Here is a 17,770-nt window from a genome sequence, read left to right as displayed (position 1 = left end):
CCTATGGAAAAATTCAGGCAGCGTCTGCTGATCGGTCTGTTGGCCGGATATGCCCTCGTCTTCAGCATCTGGTCGGCGCTGAGTCCCGCCGGTGACATGTCCTGGAGTGAACGCCGGCTCCTGAACCAGCGCCCAGTGCTGACCCTTGCGAATGTAGCGTCCGGGTTCTACATGTCCCGGTTTGAACCCTACCTGCAGGATCAGTTCCCCTTGCGGGACAATCTGCGCCGTCTCAAGGCCCTGGTTTCGTCTAAGCTCCTGCGCCAGAGCGACCAGCACGGCATCTATCTGTATCAGGGCATCGCCGGAAAACTCGAAGAACCGCTGGATCCCGCTGGAATCCGGCGAAAAGCCGCCCTGTTCTCAGATCTCATCCGGACGCAGCTGTCCGCCAGCGCAGGCCGAATCTGGTTCGCCCTGATTCCGGACAAAGCTCAATATCTGGCTTCTGATGCCGGTGTCCCTTCCGTGAGTCACCAGGACCTGGCGGATCTGCTGCGGCAAGAGCTGTCCGGCTGCACCGTGCTGGATCTGAAAGACCAGCTGACTCTGGAGCATTTTTACCGCACCGACCTGCACTGGCGCCAGGAAATGCTGCCGGATCTGGCCGCGGATCTGGCCCGGCGGATGGGGACATCCCTGTCCGAAACCTGGCAGACCGAAACCCTCGACGCGCCCTTCCATGGCGTCTACCAGTCCCAGTCGGCACTGGCCATGGAACCGGACACCCTGCGCTGTCTGACCAATGAGATTCTCTCCGGAGTAAGGGTCTATGACCACGAGACCAGCCGGTGGAGCAGCCTCTATGATCCGGCCGCTGCCGGCGGACCCGATCCCTATTCCCTCTTTCTGTCCGGACCCAAACCGCTGCTGACCCTGGAGAATCCTGCCAGCTCCAATCCCCGCGAACTCCTCGTCTTCCGCGACTCCTTCGGCTCCAGCCTGATTCCGCTCCTGGCTGAAGGGTATGCCCGCATCACCCTCATCGATCTGCGCTACCTTTCTGCATCCCGACTGGATCAGCTGATCGACTTTCACGGTCAGGATGTCCTCTTTCTCTACAGTGCTCAGGTCCTGAACGAAGGCAATTTTCTTCCGTAGCTGACCGAGCGCCCGCACCAGCCCCCTCTCAACCGCCGTTTCGTACCTGTCCGATCTGGTCCGGACGCAAGCAGCCCCGACGCTGTTCCGGCGTCGGGGCTGCTGTCTTTTATTATGCGGCGGTTACGCCAGATGGCGTTCTACGATGGCGTTGCAGAAGAAGGTGGCGACATCATCGGCGTACTTTCCGGGCCCGAATCCGGCATCGAAGCCGATTTCCTTGGCCAGGTCGTTGCTGATGCGGGGGCCGCCGGCGATGAGGATGATCTGATTCCGGATGCCTTTGGCTTCCAGAAGTTCCACCAGTTCCGTCATGTTGGCCACATGGACATCCTTCTGGGTCACCGTCTGGGAAACCAGGAGGACATCGGCTTTGAGACGAATGGCTTCCTCGATGAATTCCTCATTGGGTACCTGGGAGCCCAGATTGACGGCCTCAATCATGTCATAGCGCTCCAACCCGTAGTGGCCGGCATAGCCCTTCATGTTCATGATGGCGTCAATGCCCACCGTATGGGCATCGGTACCGGTGCTGGCACCGACTACCACAATCTTGCGGCCGATCCGGTCCCGAATGAAGTCATCGGTTTCCGGCATGGACAGAACGGTCTGCTCGATGACCTCGACCTTGATCTCATCCAGGTTCACGGTATGGCTGACCGCGCCGAAAACGACATAATTGGTAAATTCCTCGTCCAGGGAAATATGGGCAGCGATCAGCGGATCGGGAATTCCCATCTTGATGGCCAGCTGCTTGGCCGCTTCGGCTCCGCGGTCGTCATCCTTGATGGGCAGGGTGAAGCTGAGCTGCACCTGGCCGTCATTCATCGTGTCGCCGTAGGGGCTGACCCGGGTCCGGTCAAAGTGCTGATTGTAATCCTTGGCTTTTGTGCTGTATAATCCGGAGCTCATTTATTCACCTCTTCCCAGTAACAGACTGATAAACGGATTGAAGTAGCTGCTGTCCTTCTGAACGACGCCGTCCAGTCCCTTGCCGCGGTCCTGGCCGCGCTTGATGCCGGCAAACTTGCCCTGCTCCAGGGTCAGGAACAGTCCTTCGCGCTGAATATCACTCAGGATATTGCGGGCGTCTTCCAGGACATTTTTCGCCCGGGTCTGCACCATTCCGTCTTCCTTGAAGGTAATTTCTTCTCCCAGGTCGGCCATGGTGCGGAAAATGTAGGAGGCGTTGTCAATGGAAATGGCCCGTTCGGACATGAAGGGGGTATGGATGGCTTCGGTGATCATGCCGAGCAGGTGGATCTTCTGCTGGGTCAGGATGGTCACGATGTTGAACAGGGTATCCTGAACCTGTGCCCGGAAGATGTCGCCGGTCTTGAACTTGGTGGGCGGCATGTACTTTAAGGGCGCCTGGGGGAAGATCTCCCGGGCCATCTGAGCCTGAGCGATTTCGTAGACAAAGGCGTTGGGCAGGTCCGGGTTCATTTCAAAGGCGTGCCCCAGTCCCATCTGCTGTTCCGGCAGGCCGGCCAGCAGCGCGAACTGCTCGTTGATGAACTGGGAGGCCAGCACCGTATGGGCTTCTTCAAAGGCATCGGCTGTGGTCAGATAGTTGTCTTCTCCGGTGTTGATGATGACGCCGGCATAGCCGTTGATCATGCGGGAGAAGTACTGGTCGATCATGGTCCGCTTCATGTTGATGTCCCGGAACAGGATGCCGTACAGGGCATCGTTGAGCATGACGTCCAGCCGTTCCATGGCACCCATGGCGGCGATTTCCGGCATGCACAGGCCGGAGCAGTAGTTGCACAGGCGTATGTAGCGGCCCAGCTCTTCCCCTACTTCATCCAGGGCAGCCCGCATCAGGCGGAAGTTCTCCTGGGTGGCCACGGTTCCGCCGAAGCCTTCTGTAGTGGCGCCGTAGGGCACATAGTCGAGCAGGCTCTGACCGGTGGTGCGGATGACGGCGATGACGTCGGCGCCCTGCCGGGCTGCCGCCTTGGCCTGGACGATATCCTCATAGATATTGCCCGTGGCTACGATCAGGTACAGGTAGGGTCCGGTCTTGTCGCCGTAGCGGTCCAGATAGTCTTCCCGGATCTCGCGGTTGGCCTTGATTCTGGCAACTGCTGCCTGAGCCAGGGGGGTGATGGTGCTGACGATGTCGGCCTGGGGCGCCACCGGCAGGGTAGTCAGATCCAGTTCGCCCCGGTCAATGGCTTCCGCGATGTCCTGGGGCGTCTTGCCGGTCTGAATCATGGCGTTGGCCAGATAGAAGCTGACGCCGGCGGCCAGTGCGTTTTTGGCTTTCAGGTGATCCACCACGACATTGGGCAGCGGCACCTGGTCTTCATTGATGCCGTCGATGCCCAGCAGCCGGCAGATGGTCCGCTCCACCGTTACGGTGGTGTGACGCTCGACGAAGGTCTGGGTGTCCTCGGCGATGGCCCTGGCCAGGGATCTGGCCTCGGCGATGGTCGATTCATTTAAGTTCAGTTTGCTCATAGTCATCTCCTAGGATTTGTTTGATTTCCCGCATGAGATCCGGATCCGTTCCCAAAAATTCCATCACGTGGATGGCTTCTTTGGGCACTTCCGCAGTGGAAGACACTTCCCGGATCCGGTAATCCATATTTCGTTCCAGAGCGGCAATGGCATCTTTGGGCTCTTTGCCGCTCCACTCTTTGATGTTGTCTTGCAGTAAGTTCTTCAGGCCCATGATCTGGAAGTGGCGCATGCCCTCTTCCGGCAGATCCGGCAGATGGGTAGCCAGGAAGAAATAGTCGTCCCCGGCCTTGAAATGGCGGCACAGCGCCTTCACAATGGCCTGGGCTTCCAGAGGATTGGTGCCCCTGGCCGGCTCATCCAGAAGGATCAGCCCGCAGCCCGTTTCCGCCTGCTTCAGGATCTGGTTGATCTCCAGGACCTCCACGCCGAAGCTGGAGAGCCCCCGGGTCACGTCCTGGCCGTCTTCCGCTCCGTAGTGGACAAAGTCCGGGAGCTTCAGGCTGGCGGCGCGGCAGGGCAGGAAATACCCCAGGCGGAACAGTTCCACCTGGAGAAGGAAGGTTTTGAGGGTGACGCTCTTGCCGCCCATGTTGGCGCCGGTCAGGATGGCGCTGCCTGGGGTCAGGCTCAGCGTCAGGGGTTCCATCCGGCTGCCTTTCTCCTTCAGGATGGCTTCGACCATGGGATTGACCATCTGGTCGACGCACAGGCAGCTGGTCTGGGCAAAGGCCGGCCGGACACAGGCATGCTTGCGGGCGTAGTCCGCCTTGGCAATCCGGTGATCCAGTCTGCCCAGCTCCTGCATGTTGCCAAGCAGCGCTGGTGCCCACTCTTCCAGACCGGCGGACAGCTTCTGGCGCACCTGCCAGGTCACTTCTTCCAGTTCCTCGGACAGACGCTGCGCTTCCCCGGGATAATCCGGATGCTGCCGGCCGCGCCGGTCCAGCTGACGCTTGGCCTGGCGCAGTTCCTTGAGCAGGGGCGAATAGGCATCGTAATAATGAAAGGTTAACAGTCCGGTGCCCTCCGGATCCAGCAGCCGGGAAACCGGCGCCAGATCCTTCAGGTCAATGGCTAAATTCAGTTTGGCCAGGTGCCGGCGGACCCGCTGGCAGTAGGCGGCAAACAGCTTGATTTCAAAAAATTCCACCTCATCCAGGACGTCATTGCGGCTGAGCCGCTCCACGGAGCCTGAAATGTCCTTGAGCTGGCAGAACAGGTGCATCATCTCGCGCAGGGCGCCTGCTTCCAGGTAAGCCATGCACTTGTCGATTTCCTCGTGCTCCTGCCTCAGGTCCGCCTCCTGGCCGGGCTGCCAGGTCCTGAAGGACCGCTTGCGCTGCTCGCCGAAGGGCGTCATGGTGTTGACCCGCTCCAGGACATAGTCCAGCCCGATGAGTTTACGTTGACTGGCGTTTAAATTCATCGCGTTCCCTCCTGACATTGAGTACGGGGATGCCGCTGACTTCCAGAATCTCCCGGGCCCGGACCTCATCAAACAGGCGGCCGCGCGGAGAGGTCGGATTCAGGGCGATGCAAAGCAGCCGGACCGGCTGCAGCACTTCAAAGGTAATGTGGCGCTGCTTGAGCTTCTGGAAGGTGGCCGGAGTGACCATCAGCCGGGTGGCGTCCTCCAGGATCACGGTCCTGCCCCGGAATTCCTTCCACTGGAGCAGTTCCCGGACCATGGCTTCGGACAGCAGCCCCTTCAGGGCCAGCACCGGCTCGGCCTGCCAGGCCTTGAGGATCCGGCTGATCAGCGAATTGTGCTTACTGGTCTGAGCGGCCGGGAAAGCGACAGCCTCCTCCCCCAACAGCCAGGCATCCGCCTGGGAAAAATCCACGTCCTGGCTGGCTTTGGGAAAGCTCAGCTGAGCCGCGGTCATCAGGGTCTTGTCCATGACGCGCTGAAAGCTGGCGTCGACGCTGGCGCCGGTACAAAGAATGACCTCATCGGCCAGGCCGTGACCGGCGCTGGACAGGCGGGACAGGGCACCGTCAATGAGCGGGAGCACCTCATAGTCCCGGCGGACCGCTTCCACCAGTTTCTTCATGTCGGCTATGGCGGGAGGTCCGGCCAGTTCGACATAGCCGTCATCCAGGGCACGAAACAGAATGACCTCGCCCATGGCAGTGGCAAGGCCGGTGGTCTGTAGAATTTCCTTGTCCACGGTACAGCGGGGCAGTACGCTCCGGGCCGTGGCGATCAAAGTCCCCGCCGAAACGAAGATCCGCGGTTTGTGGGTGCCAGTTACCTGATCCACGGATTCCCCGTCATAGCCGATGCTGGTGAGGAACAGCGTTCGTTCCTCACCGATGACATCGAGCAGGTGGTTGAGCACCGTGGTCTTGCCGGTATTCTTTTCCAGGCCGACGATGGCGATGCTCTTCGCCTGCCGCAGGGCTTCCTTTAGCATGGTCTAATCATTCCTTTTGTGACGCTCCAGGTTGGCGGGTTCCAGGGAGATCCGGTTGCCGGCCAAAAGACCGGATACTCCAACCAGTTTCTTGTTCAGATCCTTGCATTCCTCGCAGTGGCACTCTTCTTCATAGTGTCCGGGCTGCTCGTAGGTGGTAATGACGCCTTCGTAGTTGCGCAGGACAACGCGCTTTTCGTTGCGGCTGATGACATAGTCGGGCATAACCGGAATCTTGCCGCCGCCGCCGGGGGCATCCACGACGAAGGTGGGCACGCAGTAGCCGGAGGTATGGCCGCGCAGGCCTTCGATGATCTCGATGCCCTTGCTGATGGTGGTCCGGAAGTGTTCCAGTCCCAGGGACAGGTCGCACTGGTAGATGTAGTAGGGGCGCACCCGGATCTTGACCAGTTCGTGCACCAGCTTGCGCATGGTGTGGACGCAGTCATTGACGCCGCGCAGCAGAACGGACTGGTTGCCCAGAGGAATGCCGGCGTTGGCCATGCGGGCGCAGGCTGCCTTGGATTCCTCGGTGATTTCATTGGGATGGTTGAAGTGGGTGTTCAGCCAGATCGGGTGGTATTTCTTCAGCATGTTGACCAGATCGTCGGTGATGCGCTGGGGCATGACCACGGGAACCCGGCTGCCGATGCGGATAATCTCGACGTGCTCAATGGCGCGAAGGCTGGAGATGATATACTCGAGCATTTCATCCCGGATCAGGAGCGCGTCTCCGCCGGAGAGGAGGACATCGCGGACTTCGGGATGCTGGCGGATGTACTCAATGCAGCCGTCGATCTGTTCCTTCTTCACCGGGGCGTCGTGCTGGCCGGCAAAGCGGCGGCGGGTGCAGTGGCGGCAGTACATGGAGCACTGGTCCGTCACCAGGAACAGCACGCGGTCCGGATAGCGGTGGGTCAGTCCCGGTACCGGTGAATCCTCATCCTCATGGAGAGGATCCAGCAGATCCGCTTTCGAGCGGTGTACTTCCAGTTCCAGGGGAATTGCCTGCCGTCTGACCGGATCATAGGGATCGTTGAAGTCGATCAGGGTCAGGTAGTAAGGCGTAATCGCCATGCGCAGTGTCTTCAGGGTTTCGGCCACGCCTTTTTCCTCGGTTTCGGTCAGGTTGACGAACTTGTGCAGGTCGTCCATGGATTCCAGGCGGTTTTTCAGCTGCCAGTGCCAGTCGTTCCAGTCAGCCTCGGATACATTGGGGAACAGCTTCTTTCTATTTTCAGCGGCGATATTATTCATTATTTGTACGTCCCTTCAAAAATTTTTCTCATGGTCTCGGATTCTCTCAGTTCTTCCAGAGTGATTTCAGCATGGCCCTTGGTGTAGCCGTTGCCGATGATCATGGTGATGTCCTTGCCGATGCCTTCCGCGCCCAGAGCTGCTTTGGTAAAGCTGGTGGCCATGCTGAAGAAGTAGACGGTGCCTTCGTCCTTGACCGGAACGATGCTGGACATTTCTGTATTGGGGACGTTTACCACGTTGATGGAGAGGTCGTATTCCCGGCCGTTGTTCGCAGCCAGTGCCTTCTCCAGGATTTCGATGGGCTTGGTGGCATCGCCGATGATGACTTCATGGCAGAAGCCGTAGCTTTCCAGTTTCTCGCGGGCGGCTTCGCCGTAATCCAGGCCGACGACGCGGCCGGTGGGTCCGACCCGCTTCTTGGCCTCATAGCAGCACATCAGTCCGCTCTTGCCGGCTGCTCCCAGGATCAGGACGCTGTCGCCGGGTTTGACCAGCTTGGCGGTCTGTGCCGGCGCGCCGGCGATATCCAGGGCCGCCAGCGCCAGGGACTCGGGCATGTCTTCGGGCAGCTTGGCGTAGATGCCGGACTCGAACAGAATGGCCTTGCCCTTGATGGTGACGCGGTCGATGTCCGGTTCGATGTTGGTGATTTCGTCAATGCGCAGCGGGGTCAGGGACAGGCTGACCAGTGTCGCGATCTTGTCGCCGACTTTCAGGTCGATGTCCAGGTCCGAGCCTATTTTTTCCACGGTACCGATGAGCATGCCGCCCGAACCGGTGACCGGATTCTGCATTTTGCCGCGCTCGTCCACGATCTGGCGGATCATGTCAGCGATCCGCGCCGTATCGTGTTCGGATGCTTCTTCGATCTGCGTGAAGCTGGCGGAATCGATGTTCAAGGCGATGACGTCAATGAGGATCTCATTGTCGTAGATATCCATGTTGTTGTCTATTTTAACGGCGGTCTGAGGCATAACCCCTTTGGGTTCCAACACCCGATGCATGCCGTACTTATTTCCCTGTGCCATTTATTTCTCCTCCAAGCCTAAAATTCGTCTTGCTTCCCGGGGGGTAGCGATTTCACGTCCCAGTTCCTGGGCAATTCTTACCACGCGGCTGACCAGTTCACCATTGGACTGAGCCGGCACGCCTTTGGCCATGAAGACATTGTCTTCAAAGCCCACGCGGACATGACCGCCCATGACGATGCCCAAGGCAGCCATGGGGAACTCGCTGCGGCCGACGCCGGCAACGGTCCAGGTGGAACCGGCCGGAATGCTGTCTACCAGGAACGCCAGATCCCGCGCGGTCGCGGTCATCTGAACGCCCAGCACAAAGTCAAAGTGCATCGGCTGCTTGATGTAGCCCTGTTTGGCAAAGCGAATGGCGTAATCCACCATACCCTTGTCGAAGACTTCAATTTCCGGCTTGATGCCCCGTTCGATGAGGATTTTGCCGAAGTTCTTGATGGTGTTTTCCGTATTGATGAATATTTCATCGCCGCCAAAGTTCAGCGTGCCGCAGTCCAGGGTGGCCATCTCGATGCCCGGGATTTCCGTGGGCTGGAGCCGCTCCAGGTCGCTCATGCCGACTGCGCCGCCGGTGGAAGGCTGAATGATGGCGTCGGGACAGACTTCCCGGATCGCCTGAATGCATTGCTCAAACCGGGCCTTGTCCTGGGTCGGAGTTCCGTCATCGCGCCGCACATGGAGGTGGATGATGGAAGCGCCGGCGTCATAGGCCGATTTGGCTTCCCGCTGAATCTCCGCCACCGTATAGGGTACGGCTGGATTCTGCGCCTTGGTCACTTCCGCGCCGCAGATGGCAGCGGTAATAATCAGTTTCTCCATGCTATTTCCTCTGGCTGGCCTTGGGCACGACGCAGGTTCCGGAAGCGATGCAGACCACCACCGGCTCTTCCAGGAAATCCGCTGCCGAGGCCGAAATCTCCGGTCTGGCCACGATGACCTTGCGGGCCTCGAATTCCATTTTGCGGGAGCTGTTGCCCTCGGACACAATCCGGCCCACTGCCTCAATATAGTCCCCGGCATAAACCGGCGCCTTGAATTCCACTTTGTCGTAGGCGACAAACAGTCCTTCGTCCCCGTCCCGGCGGATCAGCAGCTCCGTCGCCACATCGCCGAACAGGCCCAGCATGCGGGCACCGTCCACCAGATTCCCGCCGTAGTGGGCGTCATGAGAACTCATTCTCATTCGAATCATTACTTCTTCCATAAAATCTTCCCCTCCTGATGTTCTCTTTTTCTTTTTCTCTTACCTGGAATTGTTTCTTCCCCGGACTTTCTCTTCTGTATGGTTTTTTCGACTCGAAAATTTTTATCTTCTGTTGGCGGAATAAACGACAAAAAGCGCTATTCACAATTTCTTGTGAATAGCGCTTCATGCTGAGCATGACAGTGGTAAGCTTTTTGCCTTTCCACCAAGGAATAATGCGGGGATACACATTAACCCTTTCGGCCTTAACGCCTTCCCGGACTTCGGATTATCCCATCCCTGAAAGCCCGGTACCTCGTTTTGGCACCTCTATCCTAAAATATTATACTCCGTGTTAACCTTTTCTTCAATAATTTTTTAACAAGATCCTTAATAATTGTAGAAACCACGCTTGGTCTTGCGACCCAGCTGATTTCCGCGCACCATCTTGCGCAGCAGGCTGTGGGCGCGGTATTTGCTGTCGCCGAATTCCTCATAGAGGACATCCATGACGGAGAGGCAGACATCCAGTCCGATCAGGTCGCCCAGTTCCAGGGGACCCATGGGATGGTTGGCGCCCAGCTTCATGGCGGTATCAATGTCCGCCGCACTGGCGATGCCTTCCGCGTAGATGCCGACCGCTTCGTTGATCATGGGGATCAGGATGCGGTTCACGACAAAGCCCGGCGCTTCCTGGACCTGGACCGGCGTCTTGCCCAGCTGGGCGGAGATCTCCACGATCCGGTCATTGACTTCATCGGTTGTGGCTACGCCGCGGATCACTTCCACCAGCTTCATGGCGGTGACGGGATTGAAGAAATGCATGCCGATGACTTTTTCCGGATAGCGGTACTGCATGGACAGCTCTGTGATGGACAGGGAACTGGTATTGGTCGCGATGATGGTGTCCTTGAGATCCAGTTCGTTCAGCGCGCTGAAAAACTCTTTCTTGGATGCCATGTCTTCCCGGATGGATTCCACGATGAGATCGCAGTCAGCCAGCTCCTGAATGTCGCTGACATAGCGGACACGAGCGAGCTGAGCGTCGCGATCCGCTTCGGACAGCTTCCCCTTTTCCACGGAACGGGCCAGACGCTTTTCCATGGCAGCTTTGCCCTGATCCAGAGAAGCCTGGCTTCTGCCCTTTACGACCACATCAAATCCGGAGGCGGTGAACTGCTGAGCAATTCCTCCTCCCATGGTTCCCATTCCAATGACTCCAACTTTCATACTATTTTCCTCCAAATGCAGGTTTGCGTTTTTCCAAAAATGCCGTCATGCCTTCCTTCTGATCGCCGTGCTCAAAACATTCGGCAAACCGTTCCACTTCAGCGGCCAGTCCCGCTTCAAAGCCCTCTGCCAGTCCCTGAGCCATGGCGCGTTTGGCCTGTCCGACCGCGGCCGCGGAGTTCTTCTGAATCTCCTGGGCCAGGGTCAGCGCGGCGGCTTCCAGCTCTTCCGGTTCCGCGATCTGACTGATCAGACCGATAGCCAGCGCTTCCTCGGCTTTGATGATCCGGCCGGTGTAGATCAGTTCCTTCGCTTTGGCCGGTCCCACGGCCAGGGTCAGGCGTTGGGTTCCCCCGAAGCCCGGTATGATGCCCAGGCCCACTTCGGGCTGACCGAACTTGGCCCGGCTGCTGGCGACTCGAAGGTCACAGGCCAGCATCAGTTCGCAGCCGCCGCCCAGGGCAAAGCCATTGACCATGGCAATGACCGGACAGGGCAGATTCTCGATGGCGGTGAAGACTTCATGTCCCCGCCGGCTGAATTCCTTCGCTTCCTGGGGATTGAGCGCTTCCATTTCCTTGATGTTGGCCCCGGCCACAAAGCTCTTGCCCACGCCGGTGATGATCAGAACATCCAGCGCCGGCAGGCTCTCTACCGCCTGGCGGATCTCGCCGAGGAAATCCGAGCTGAGGGAGTTGGGGGTCTCCGGTGAATCCAGGGTCAACAGGCCGATGCCTGACCGGTTTTCAAAATGCACTCTAGTCAATTTTCATTACCTTCAGGTGATCGCTCACGATCAGCTGGGCTTCCGTGGCTGCCTGGACATCCTCCAGCGTGTACTCCGGATTGATTTCAGTGAGCTCGATGCCCGCTTTGGTAATCTTCATGACGCCCATTTCCGTGATGATCAGATCCACTGCGTGGGATGCGGTCAGGGGCAGGTGACACTCCTTCAGAATCTTGTGAGCGCCCTTGTTGGTATGCTCCATGGCTACGATCACCGTCTTGGCGCCCGCGACCAGATCCATGGCGCCGCCCATGCCGGGGACCATTTTACCGGGGATCATGTAGTTGGCGATGTTTCCCTTCTCGTCGACCTGAAGCGCGCCCAGAACCGTCATGTCCAGATGGCCGCCGCGAATGATGCTGAAGCTCATGGCGGAGTCAAAGAACGCGCCCTGGGGCAGGATGGTGGCCGGAAGTCCACCGGCATTGACCAGATAGGGATCCGGGGTCTGGGGGTTGGGTCCCAGCCCGGTAAAGCCGTTTTCCGACTGGAAGGTGACACTGATGCCCTCCGGAACGAAGTTGCTGACCTTGGTGGGCAGTCCGATGCCCAGATTGACCAGGTCGCCGTCCTTCAGTTCCTGCGCCACGCGCCGGGCGATAAAATTCTGCATCTGTTCCTTATCCATCATTTATACCTCCACCATGTAGTCCACAAAGATTCCAGGCAGGCGAACCTCATCCTGGCTGATTCCGCCCAACGGTACGATTTCCACCGGTTCCATGATCACGGTCTGTGCCGCCATGGCCATGACAATGTTGAAGTTCTGGGTTGAACCGTGGTAGGTGGCATTGCCGAACTCATCGGCTTTTGAGGCAAAAATCAGGGCGACATCGGCCTTCAGCGGCTTTTCCAGAAGGTAGGTTTCGCCGTCGATGTCGATTTTGGTCTTGCCCTCTTCCACTCTGGTATCCAGACCGGTCTTGGTCAGGACACCGCCCAGACCTGCTCCGGCTGCCCGGATCTGTTCCACCAGGGTTCCCTGGGGAGTCAGGATGACTTCGGTTTCGCCGCTGAGCATCTGGCTGCCGGTTTCCTTATTCGTCCCGATATGGGAGGTAATAACCTTTTTCACCTGCCGACTGACAATCAGCTTGCCGATCCCCCGATCCACATAAGATGTATCATTGGCAATGATGGTCAGGTCCTTCCGGCCGCTTTCCACCAAAGCGTCGATCAGTTTTTCCGGGGTTCCCACTGCCAGGAAACCACCGATCATGATCGTCTGGCCGTCCTCGATCTTTGCGATCGCATCATTCAAAGAAATTCGTTTATTCATTCGTTGCACCACCGTGGCAAGGCTCCGCGTATCGCGAGCGTTGCTGATCCTTTCTATGTATTGCTAAGCTTGCGCAATTCTTTCGCATCTATCAGATGTTCCTGGTCCGGAAATAGCTCGAAAAGCAAATAATCTCCCCGAGTCGCCGGTTCGGACCTCCGCCGCTGCAGGAGCTGAAGTTCACTCCCGCAAGCGGCTAATTCTGACCTGGCCGCCCCAAACCAGTGATTTTAAGCAAAAGTTCCCCAGAGGCAGAGAAACAGAGCCATGCCGCTGGGGAATTCAGTCGATTAACTTTGGAAGTGGCTGGCCTTTTTACGGGCAATTTCCTCGGTGACCATCGGAATGATCTCCAGGGCATCGCCGACGATTCCCAGATTTGCCACCTGGAAAATGGGCGCCGATTCATCGGTGTTGATCGCGATGACAAAGTCGCTCTTCTCCATGCCGGCCAGATGCTGGACGGCTCCTGAAATGCCGCAGGCGATGTAGATCTTCGGCTTAACCGATTTGCCAGTCTGTCCGACCTGCAGTTCCTTGTCGATGAAGCCCGCGTCCACAGCGGAACGGGATCCGGAAACTTCCGCGCCGATCTTGTCGGCTGCTTCGCGCAGAACATGGAAGTTGTCGCCAATGCCCCGGCCGCCTGAGATCAGGATGGAGGCCTTGGTAATGTCGGCATGTTTGAGTTCCTTGTGGATGGTTTCCAGGATTCTGGTTCTGGCTTCATAGCCGGGAACTTCGAGGGTCAGGTTTTCCACCTGAGGATTGATCTGCGCCTTGCGCTCATTCAGAACCATGACGCCGGGACGGATCGTAGCCATCTGGGGCTTGGTCCGTTCGCACACGATGGTAGCGAAGAGGTTGCCGCCGAATGCCGGCCGGGTAACCATGAGCAGGGAGGAATTGGTATCCTCGGTCAGGTCAAGCTTGGTCGCATCAGCGGTGAGACCCGTTGTGCAGGCTGAGGCAATCCGGGGAGCCAGATCGCGGCCCAGAACCGTAGCCGGGAACAGGAAAACATCGGGCAGCTTCTGATCGATCAGCTGCTTAATCAGTTCCGTGTAAAGCACGGAGTCGTATTCTTTCAGGTGATTGTTGTGAATCTTAATGACCCGGTCAGCGCCGTAATGGAAAATCTCGTTGACCTGATTCTGCGGTTCGTCCCCGATGACCACGCCTACGATGTCGTAGTTCAGGTCCGGGCGCTTGGCCACGAGCCGGGTAGCCTCGGAAACCAGTTCGCAGGAAGCTTCAACCAGCTTATGATGCTGGAATTCACACAAAACGAAAATATCTTTGTAGTTCATCTGCCTGCCCCCTAAATAAAGTTCTGCTCGGACAGTACGCTGACAATCCGGTTCTTGGCTTCGCTGGCGTCAATCTTGAGGACTTCAATTTCGGAAGATCTCTGATTGGCGAAGGATCTGAATACCTTGGTGGGAGAACCGGTCAGACCGACTTCCTCCTTGGTCAGGTTCAGCTCCGCGTTGGTAACCCATTTGACTTCTTTATCAAAGGCTTCAAAGATGCCTCCGATGTTCATGTATCTCGGCTTGATGGCGGTTGCCAGCATGGTGATGACGCCGGGCAGCTTCATTTCGATGGTTTCCATGCGATCTTCCAGCGCCTTGATGACGACAATCTTATCCGAAGTCATTTCTTTGACATCCTGCACGTAAGTAACCTGGGGCAGTTCCATTTTGGCTGCTACCTGAGGTCCTACCTGTGCGGTATCTCCGTCAATGGCCTGGCGGCCGCAGACGATGAGGTCATATCCCTTGCCTTCCAGCGCTCTGGCCAGAACGTTGGAGGTTGCCCAGGTATCCGATCCGGCAAAAGCCCGGTCTGTGATCAGGGCACAGTGATCAACGCCCATGGCGTACAGTTCACGCAGCATGCTGACCGCCTGAGGGGGTCCCATGGAGATGACTGTGATTTCGATATTGGGATTCTTGTCCTTCAAACGCAGAACGGCCTCAACACCGGCCAGATCGTCGGGGTTGGTGATGGTGGGAACGCCGGTCCGGATCAGGGTACCGGTATTCTTGTCGACCTGCATTTCCGTGGTATCCGGAACTTGTTTTACTAATACTGCTATTTTCATATCTGCTACCTCATCATGGATCCAGAGATAACCATTCTCTGAACTTCGGACGTACCTTCGTAGATTTCTGTAATCTTGGCATCACGCATCAGGCGTTCCACCGGATACTCCCGGGTGTAGCCGTAACCGCCGAACAGCTGAACAGCCTTGGTGGTAACTTCCATCGCGGTTTCCGATGCGAACAGCTTGGCCATGGCGGCCTCCGTGCTGTACTTTCCGCCCTGATCCTTGACGATGGCGGCGCGATACACCAGCAGTCTGGCAGCGTCAACCTTGGTCTGCATGTCAGCCAGCTGGAACTGTGTGTTCTGGAACTTAGCCAGGGACCGGCCGAACTGCTTGCGCTGCTTGACGTACTCCACCGTTTCGTCGATGGCGCCCTGAGCGATTCCCAGTGCCTGTGCGGCAATTCCGATGCGGCCGCCGTCCAGCGTCTGCATGGCGATCTTAAAGCCCTTGCCCAGTTCGCCCAGGAGGTTTTCCTTGGGTACTCTGACATTGCGGAAAATCAGTTCAGTCGTGGCAGAACCACGAATTCCCATTTTCAGTTCCTTTTTGCCGATGGTGAATCCTTCCATCTCCTTATCCAGGATGAAGGCGCTGATGCCCTTGGTTCCCTGGGTCCGGTCGGTCATGGCGAATACGACATAGATGTCAGCCACTCCGCCGTTGGTGATGAAGATCTTGGATCCGTTCAGCAGGAAGTGGTCTCCCATATCCTGAGCAAAGGACTGCTGCATTGCCGCGTCCGTGCCCGCGTTGGGTTCCGTTAATCCGAAAGCTCCCAGCTTTTCGCCGGAGGCCAGCGGCCGTAAATACTTTTCCTTCTGTTCCGGTGTTCCGAATGCCTCGATGGGCCAGCCTGCCAGTGACGTGTGAGCGGATACGATGACGGCATGCGTGCCGCACTTCTTACCCAGTTCTTCCACACAGATCACATAGCTCAGGTTATCCCCGCCGGCTCCGCCGTATTCCTTGGAGAATGGAATCCCCAGGGCACCGATTTTCGCCAGTTCTCTTACTGTTTCTTCCGGAAACCGCTCTTGTTCGTCGATTTCGTGGGCAATGGGCGCAACTTCCTTCTCCGTGAAGTCACGGATCATCTTTTGCACCAGTGCCTGTTTTTCATTCAACCTAAAGTCCATACAATCACCTCTTAAACGCTCTGCCTCAATGTTAACAAATTGATAATTTACAATCAACCAGCCCCAGTGAAAAAGGGAAATTGCGCATTAATGAACCTCATTTGATATATGTTTGGCAATATTTTGAAGTCCTATCCACCGGTTTTACCTGTCATTTAAACGAATACAGGGCTCGGTTCGGCATCGATTTCAAAAAATCCGCCGATTAAGCGCTGATGCGGACTTTCGGGCCCATGCATAGTCTACATACTATACGGAAAAAATGTATTTTCATGTCAAAGCAGCCCGCGTTGGACGCGGGCTGCTTAAAATTCAATCCTTTATGATCTTTGATCTCATAAACAACGAGAGACGGTTATTTGCTGCATTTTTCCCAGATCGTTGCTACCCCCATGCCGCCGCCGATGCAGAGTGTTGCCAGGCCTTTCCTGGCATCGGTCTTGAGCATTTCATGAACCAGCGTGACGATAATCCGGGCACCGCTGGCTCCTACGGGATGTCCCAAAGCCAGCGCTCCGCCGTTAACATTCACTTTGCTCAGGTCAAAGCCCAGTTCGCGGGCAACGGCGATGGACTGAGCCGAGAAGGCCTCATTCCCTTCAATGAGATCCAGATCCGCAATGTCCAGTCCCGCTTTAGCCAGCGCCTGTCTGGAAGCAGGCACCGGACCGATTCCCATGATCTTGGGATCGACGCCGCCCTGACCCCAGGATACCAGTTTAACCAAGGGCTTGAGCCCGTATTTCTTGACGGCTTCGCCCGAAGCCAGAACTATGGCGGCAGCTCCGTCATTGATGCCTGAGGAATTGCCGGCGGTCACCCGCCCGTCCTTCTTGAAGACGGCAGACAGTCTGCCCAGGGCTTCCATTGAGGTAGCGCGGGGATACTCATCGGTCTTGAAGTCGATGACTTCTTTTTTCACTTTGATTGGGACCGGGACAATTTCATCGTTGAACCGGCCTTCGGCGATGGCCTTGGCTGCCTTCTCCTGGGACTTCAGTGCAAACTCATCCAGTTCGGTCCGGGTGATGCCCCACTGGTCACAGATATTCTCAGCAGTGATGCCCATGTGGTAATCATTGAACACATCGGTCAGGCCGTCGTTGACCATGGTGTCGACCATGGCCGCATTGCCCATGCGGGCTCCCCACCGGGCAGTGGGCACAGCGTAAGGCGCTGCCGACATATTCTCGGTGCCGCCCACCAGAATTACTTCGGCATCACCGGCGTGAATCGCTCGGGCGGCTTCAATCACAGACTTCATGCCTGATCCGCAGACCATGCCCACCGTATAGGCCGGGACTTCTACCGGGATCCCGGCGCCGATGGCAACCTGGCGCGCGACATTCTGCCCCAGGCCAGCCGTCAGGATGCAGCCGAACATTACTTCATCGAGTTGATCTCCGGTCAACCCCGCTCTTTCCAGAGCGGCCTTTGCCACAATGGATCCCAGCTGAGCCGCCGGTACATCCTTGAGACTCCCGCCATAGTTCCCAATTGCCGTTCTGCAGCAGCTTACCAAAAAAATTTCCTTCATTCTCTTCCTCCCCAATCCAATGAAATATATATCCCGGTGCGAAAGCCAGTACCTGCTTCCATCCCACCTGAATGCCAGTCACCAGTGACTTTCAGCCGATTCTCCCAGTGAACTGTGAACGGCTTTTAATCTATTCCTTGTTTCCATCACTAAGTTTGATTATTGTATCACTTCTGACTAACGTTTTCATTATTGATAATATTTTCTCATTTTCCCTATGAATT

17 protein-coding genes and 1 riboswitch are annotated in these 17,770 nt (G+C 57.1%); of the genes, 1 reads left to right on the top strand and 16 read right to left on the bottom strand.

Annotated features, from left to right (window positions below; genetic code table 11):
• Positions 1–3: 3 nt before the first annotated feature.
• Positions 4–1,101 (top strand): alginate O-acetyltransferase AlgX-related protein, encoded by a 1,098-nt coding sequence (locus P6M73_RS04635; protein ID WP_277854942.1) that lies wholly within the window; start codon positions 4–6, stop codon positions 1,099–1,101.
• 123 nt (positions 1,102–1,224) lie between these two features.
• On the opposite strand, the gene kamE is transcribed toward P6M73_RS04635, so the two are convergent.
• From kamE to P6M73_RS04555, 16 genes are all read right to left on the bottom strand, one after another.
• Positions 1,225–2,013, bottom strand: coding sequence for a lysine 5,6-aminomutase subunit beta (gene kamE, locus P6M73_RS04630; RefSeq protein WP_277854941.1), 789 nt, complete (start codon positions 2,011–2,013; stop codon positions 1,225–1,227).
• Positions 2,014–3,573: a lysine 5,6-aminomutase subunit alpha gene (kamD, locus tag P6M73_RS04625; protein ID WP_347276319.1), complete on the bottom strand. Its 1,560-nt coding sequence runs from the start codon at positions 3,571–3,573 to the stop codon at positions 2,014–2,016.
• The gene (gene kamC / locus P6M73_RS04620) at positions 3,545–4,996 is read right to left on the bottom strand and encodes a lysine 5,6-aminomutase reactivase ATPase KamC (protein WP_277854939.1); all 1,452 of its coding nucleotides are present in this window, start codon (positions 4,994–4,996) and stop codon (positions 3,545–3,547) included. Before kamC ends, kamD begins: the two co-directional genes overlap by 29 nt.
• The gene (kamB, locus tag P6M73_RS04615; RefSeq protein WP_277854938.1) at positions 4,971–5,987 is read right to left on the bottom strand and encodes a lysine 5,6-aminomutase reactivase subunit KamB; all 1,017 of its coding nucleotides are present in this window, start codon (positions 5,985–5,987) and stop codon (positions 4,971–4,973) included. The genes kamC and kamB overlap by 26 nt, the downstream gene beginning before the upstream one ends.
• Positions 5,988–5,990: 3 nt before the next feature.
• The gene (gene kamA / locus P6M73_RS04610; protein ID WP_277854937.1) at positions 5,991–7,244 is read right to left on the bottom strand and encodes a lysine 2,3-aminomutase; all 1,254 of its coding nucleotides are present in this window, start codon (positions 7,242–7,244) and stop codon (positions 5,991–5,993) included.
• Positions 7,244–8,275, bottom strand: a complete 1,032-nt coding sequence (gene kdd / locus P6M73_RS04605; protein ID WP_277854936.1) for an L-erythro-3,5-diaminohexanoate dehydrogenase — start codon at positions 8,273–8,275, stop codon at positions 7,244–7,246. Before kdd ends, kamA begins: the two co-directional genes overlap by 1 nt.
• Complete coding sequence (gene kce, locus P6M73_RS04600) at positions 8,276–9,097, bottom strand: 3-keto-5-aminohexanoate cleavage enzyme (protein WP_277854935.1); 822 nt, start codon at positions 9,095–9,097, stop codon at positions 8,276–8,278.
• A gap of 1 nt (position 9,098) precedes the next feature.
• Complete coding sequence (gene kal, locus P6M73_RS04595) at positions 9,099–9,482, bottom strand: 3-aminobutyryl-CoA ammonia lyase (RefSeq protein WP_277854934.1); 384 nt, start codon at positions 9,480–9,482, stop codon at positions 9,099–9,101.
• Between the two features lie 150 nt (positions 9,483–9,632).
• Positions 9,633–9,802, bottom strand: a riboswitch (Lysine riboswitch).
• A 49-nt stretch (positions 9,803–9,851) separates the two neighbouring features.
• A complete protein-coding gene (locus tag P6M73_RS04590) occupies positions 9,852–10,691 on the bottom strand; it encodes a 3-hydroxyacyl-CoA dehydrogenase NAD-binding domain-containing protein (protein WP_277854933.1) in 840 nt (279 codons plus the stop codon).
• Position 10,692: 1 nt separating this feature from the next.
• Positions 10,693–11,448 (bottom strand): enoyl-CoA hydratase/isomerase family protein, encoded by a 756-nt coding sequence (locus P6M73_RS04585; RefSeq protein ID WP_489666489.1) that lies wholly within the window; start codon positions 11,446–11,448, stop codon positions 10,693–10,695.
• A gap of 1 nt (position 11,449) precedes the next feature.
• Positions 11,450–12,106 carry a 3-oxoacid CoA-transferase subunit B gene (locus P6M73_RS04580; protein ID WP_277855735.1) on the bottom strand — a complete coding sequence of 219 codons (657 nt, stop codon included), beginning with the start codon at positions 12,104–12,106 and terminating at the stop codon, positions 11,450–11,452.
• A gap of 3 nt (positions 12,107–12,109) precedes the next feature.
• A complete protein-coding gene (locus tag P6M73_RS04575) occupies positions 12,110–12,757 on the bottom strand; it encodes a CoA transferase subunit A (RefSeq protein ID WP_277854931.1) in 648 nt (215 codons plus the stop codon).
• Positions 12,758–13,047: 290 nt separating this feature from the next.
• A complete protein-coding gene (locus P6M73_RS04570; protein ID WP_277854930.1) occupies positions 13,048–14,067 on the bottom strand; it encodes an electron transfer flavoprotein subunit alpha/FixB family protein in 1,020 nt (339 codons plus the stop codon).
• 11 nt (positions 14,068–14,078) lie between these two features.
• Positions 14,079–14,864, bottom strand: coding sequence for an electron transfer flavoprotein subunit beta/FixA family protein (locus P6M73_RS04565; RefSeq protein ID WP_277854929.1), 786 nt, complete (start codon positions 14,862–14,864; stop codon positions 14,079–14,081).
• 5 nt (positions 14,865–14,869) lie between these two features.
• Positions 14,870–16,009 carry an acyl-CoA dehydrogenase gene (locus P6M73_RS04560; protein ID WP_277854928.1) on the bottom strand — a complete coding sequence of 380 codons (1,140 nt, stop codon included), beginning with the start codon at positions 16,007–16,009 and terminating at the stop codon, positions 14,870–14,872.
• 355 nt (positions 16,010–16,364) lie between these two features.
• Positions 16,365–17,546: an acetyl-CoA C-acetyltransferase gene (locus P6M73_RS04555; protein WP_277854927.1), complete on the bottom strand. Its 1,182-nt coding sequence runs from the start codon at positions 17,544–17,546 to the stop codon at positions 16,365–16,367.
• Positions 17,547–17,770 lie beyond the last annotated feature (224 nt).

The sequence above is a fragment of the Anaerococcoides asporogena genome (genome assembly GCF_029590275.1).
Lineage (GTDB): Bacteria > Bacillota > Clostridia > Clostridiales > Clostridiaceae > JG1575.
Note: the sequence above shows the minus strand (reverse complement) of the source record. Positions and strands in the feature narration are given on the sequence as shown.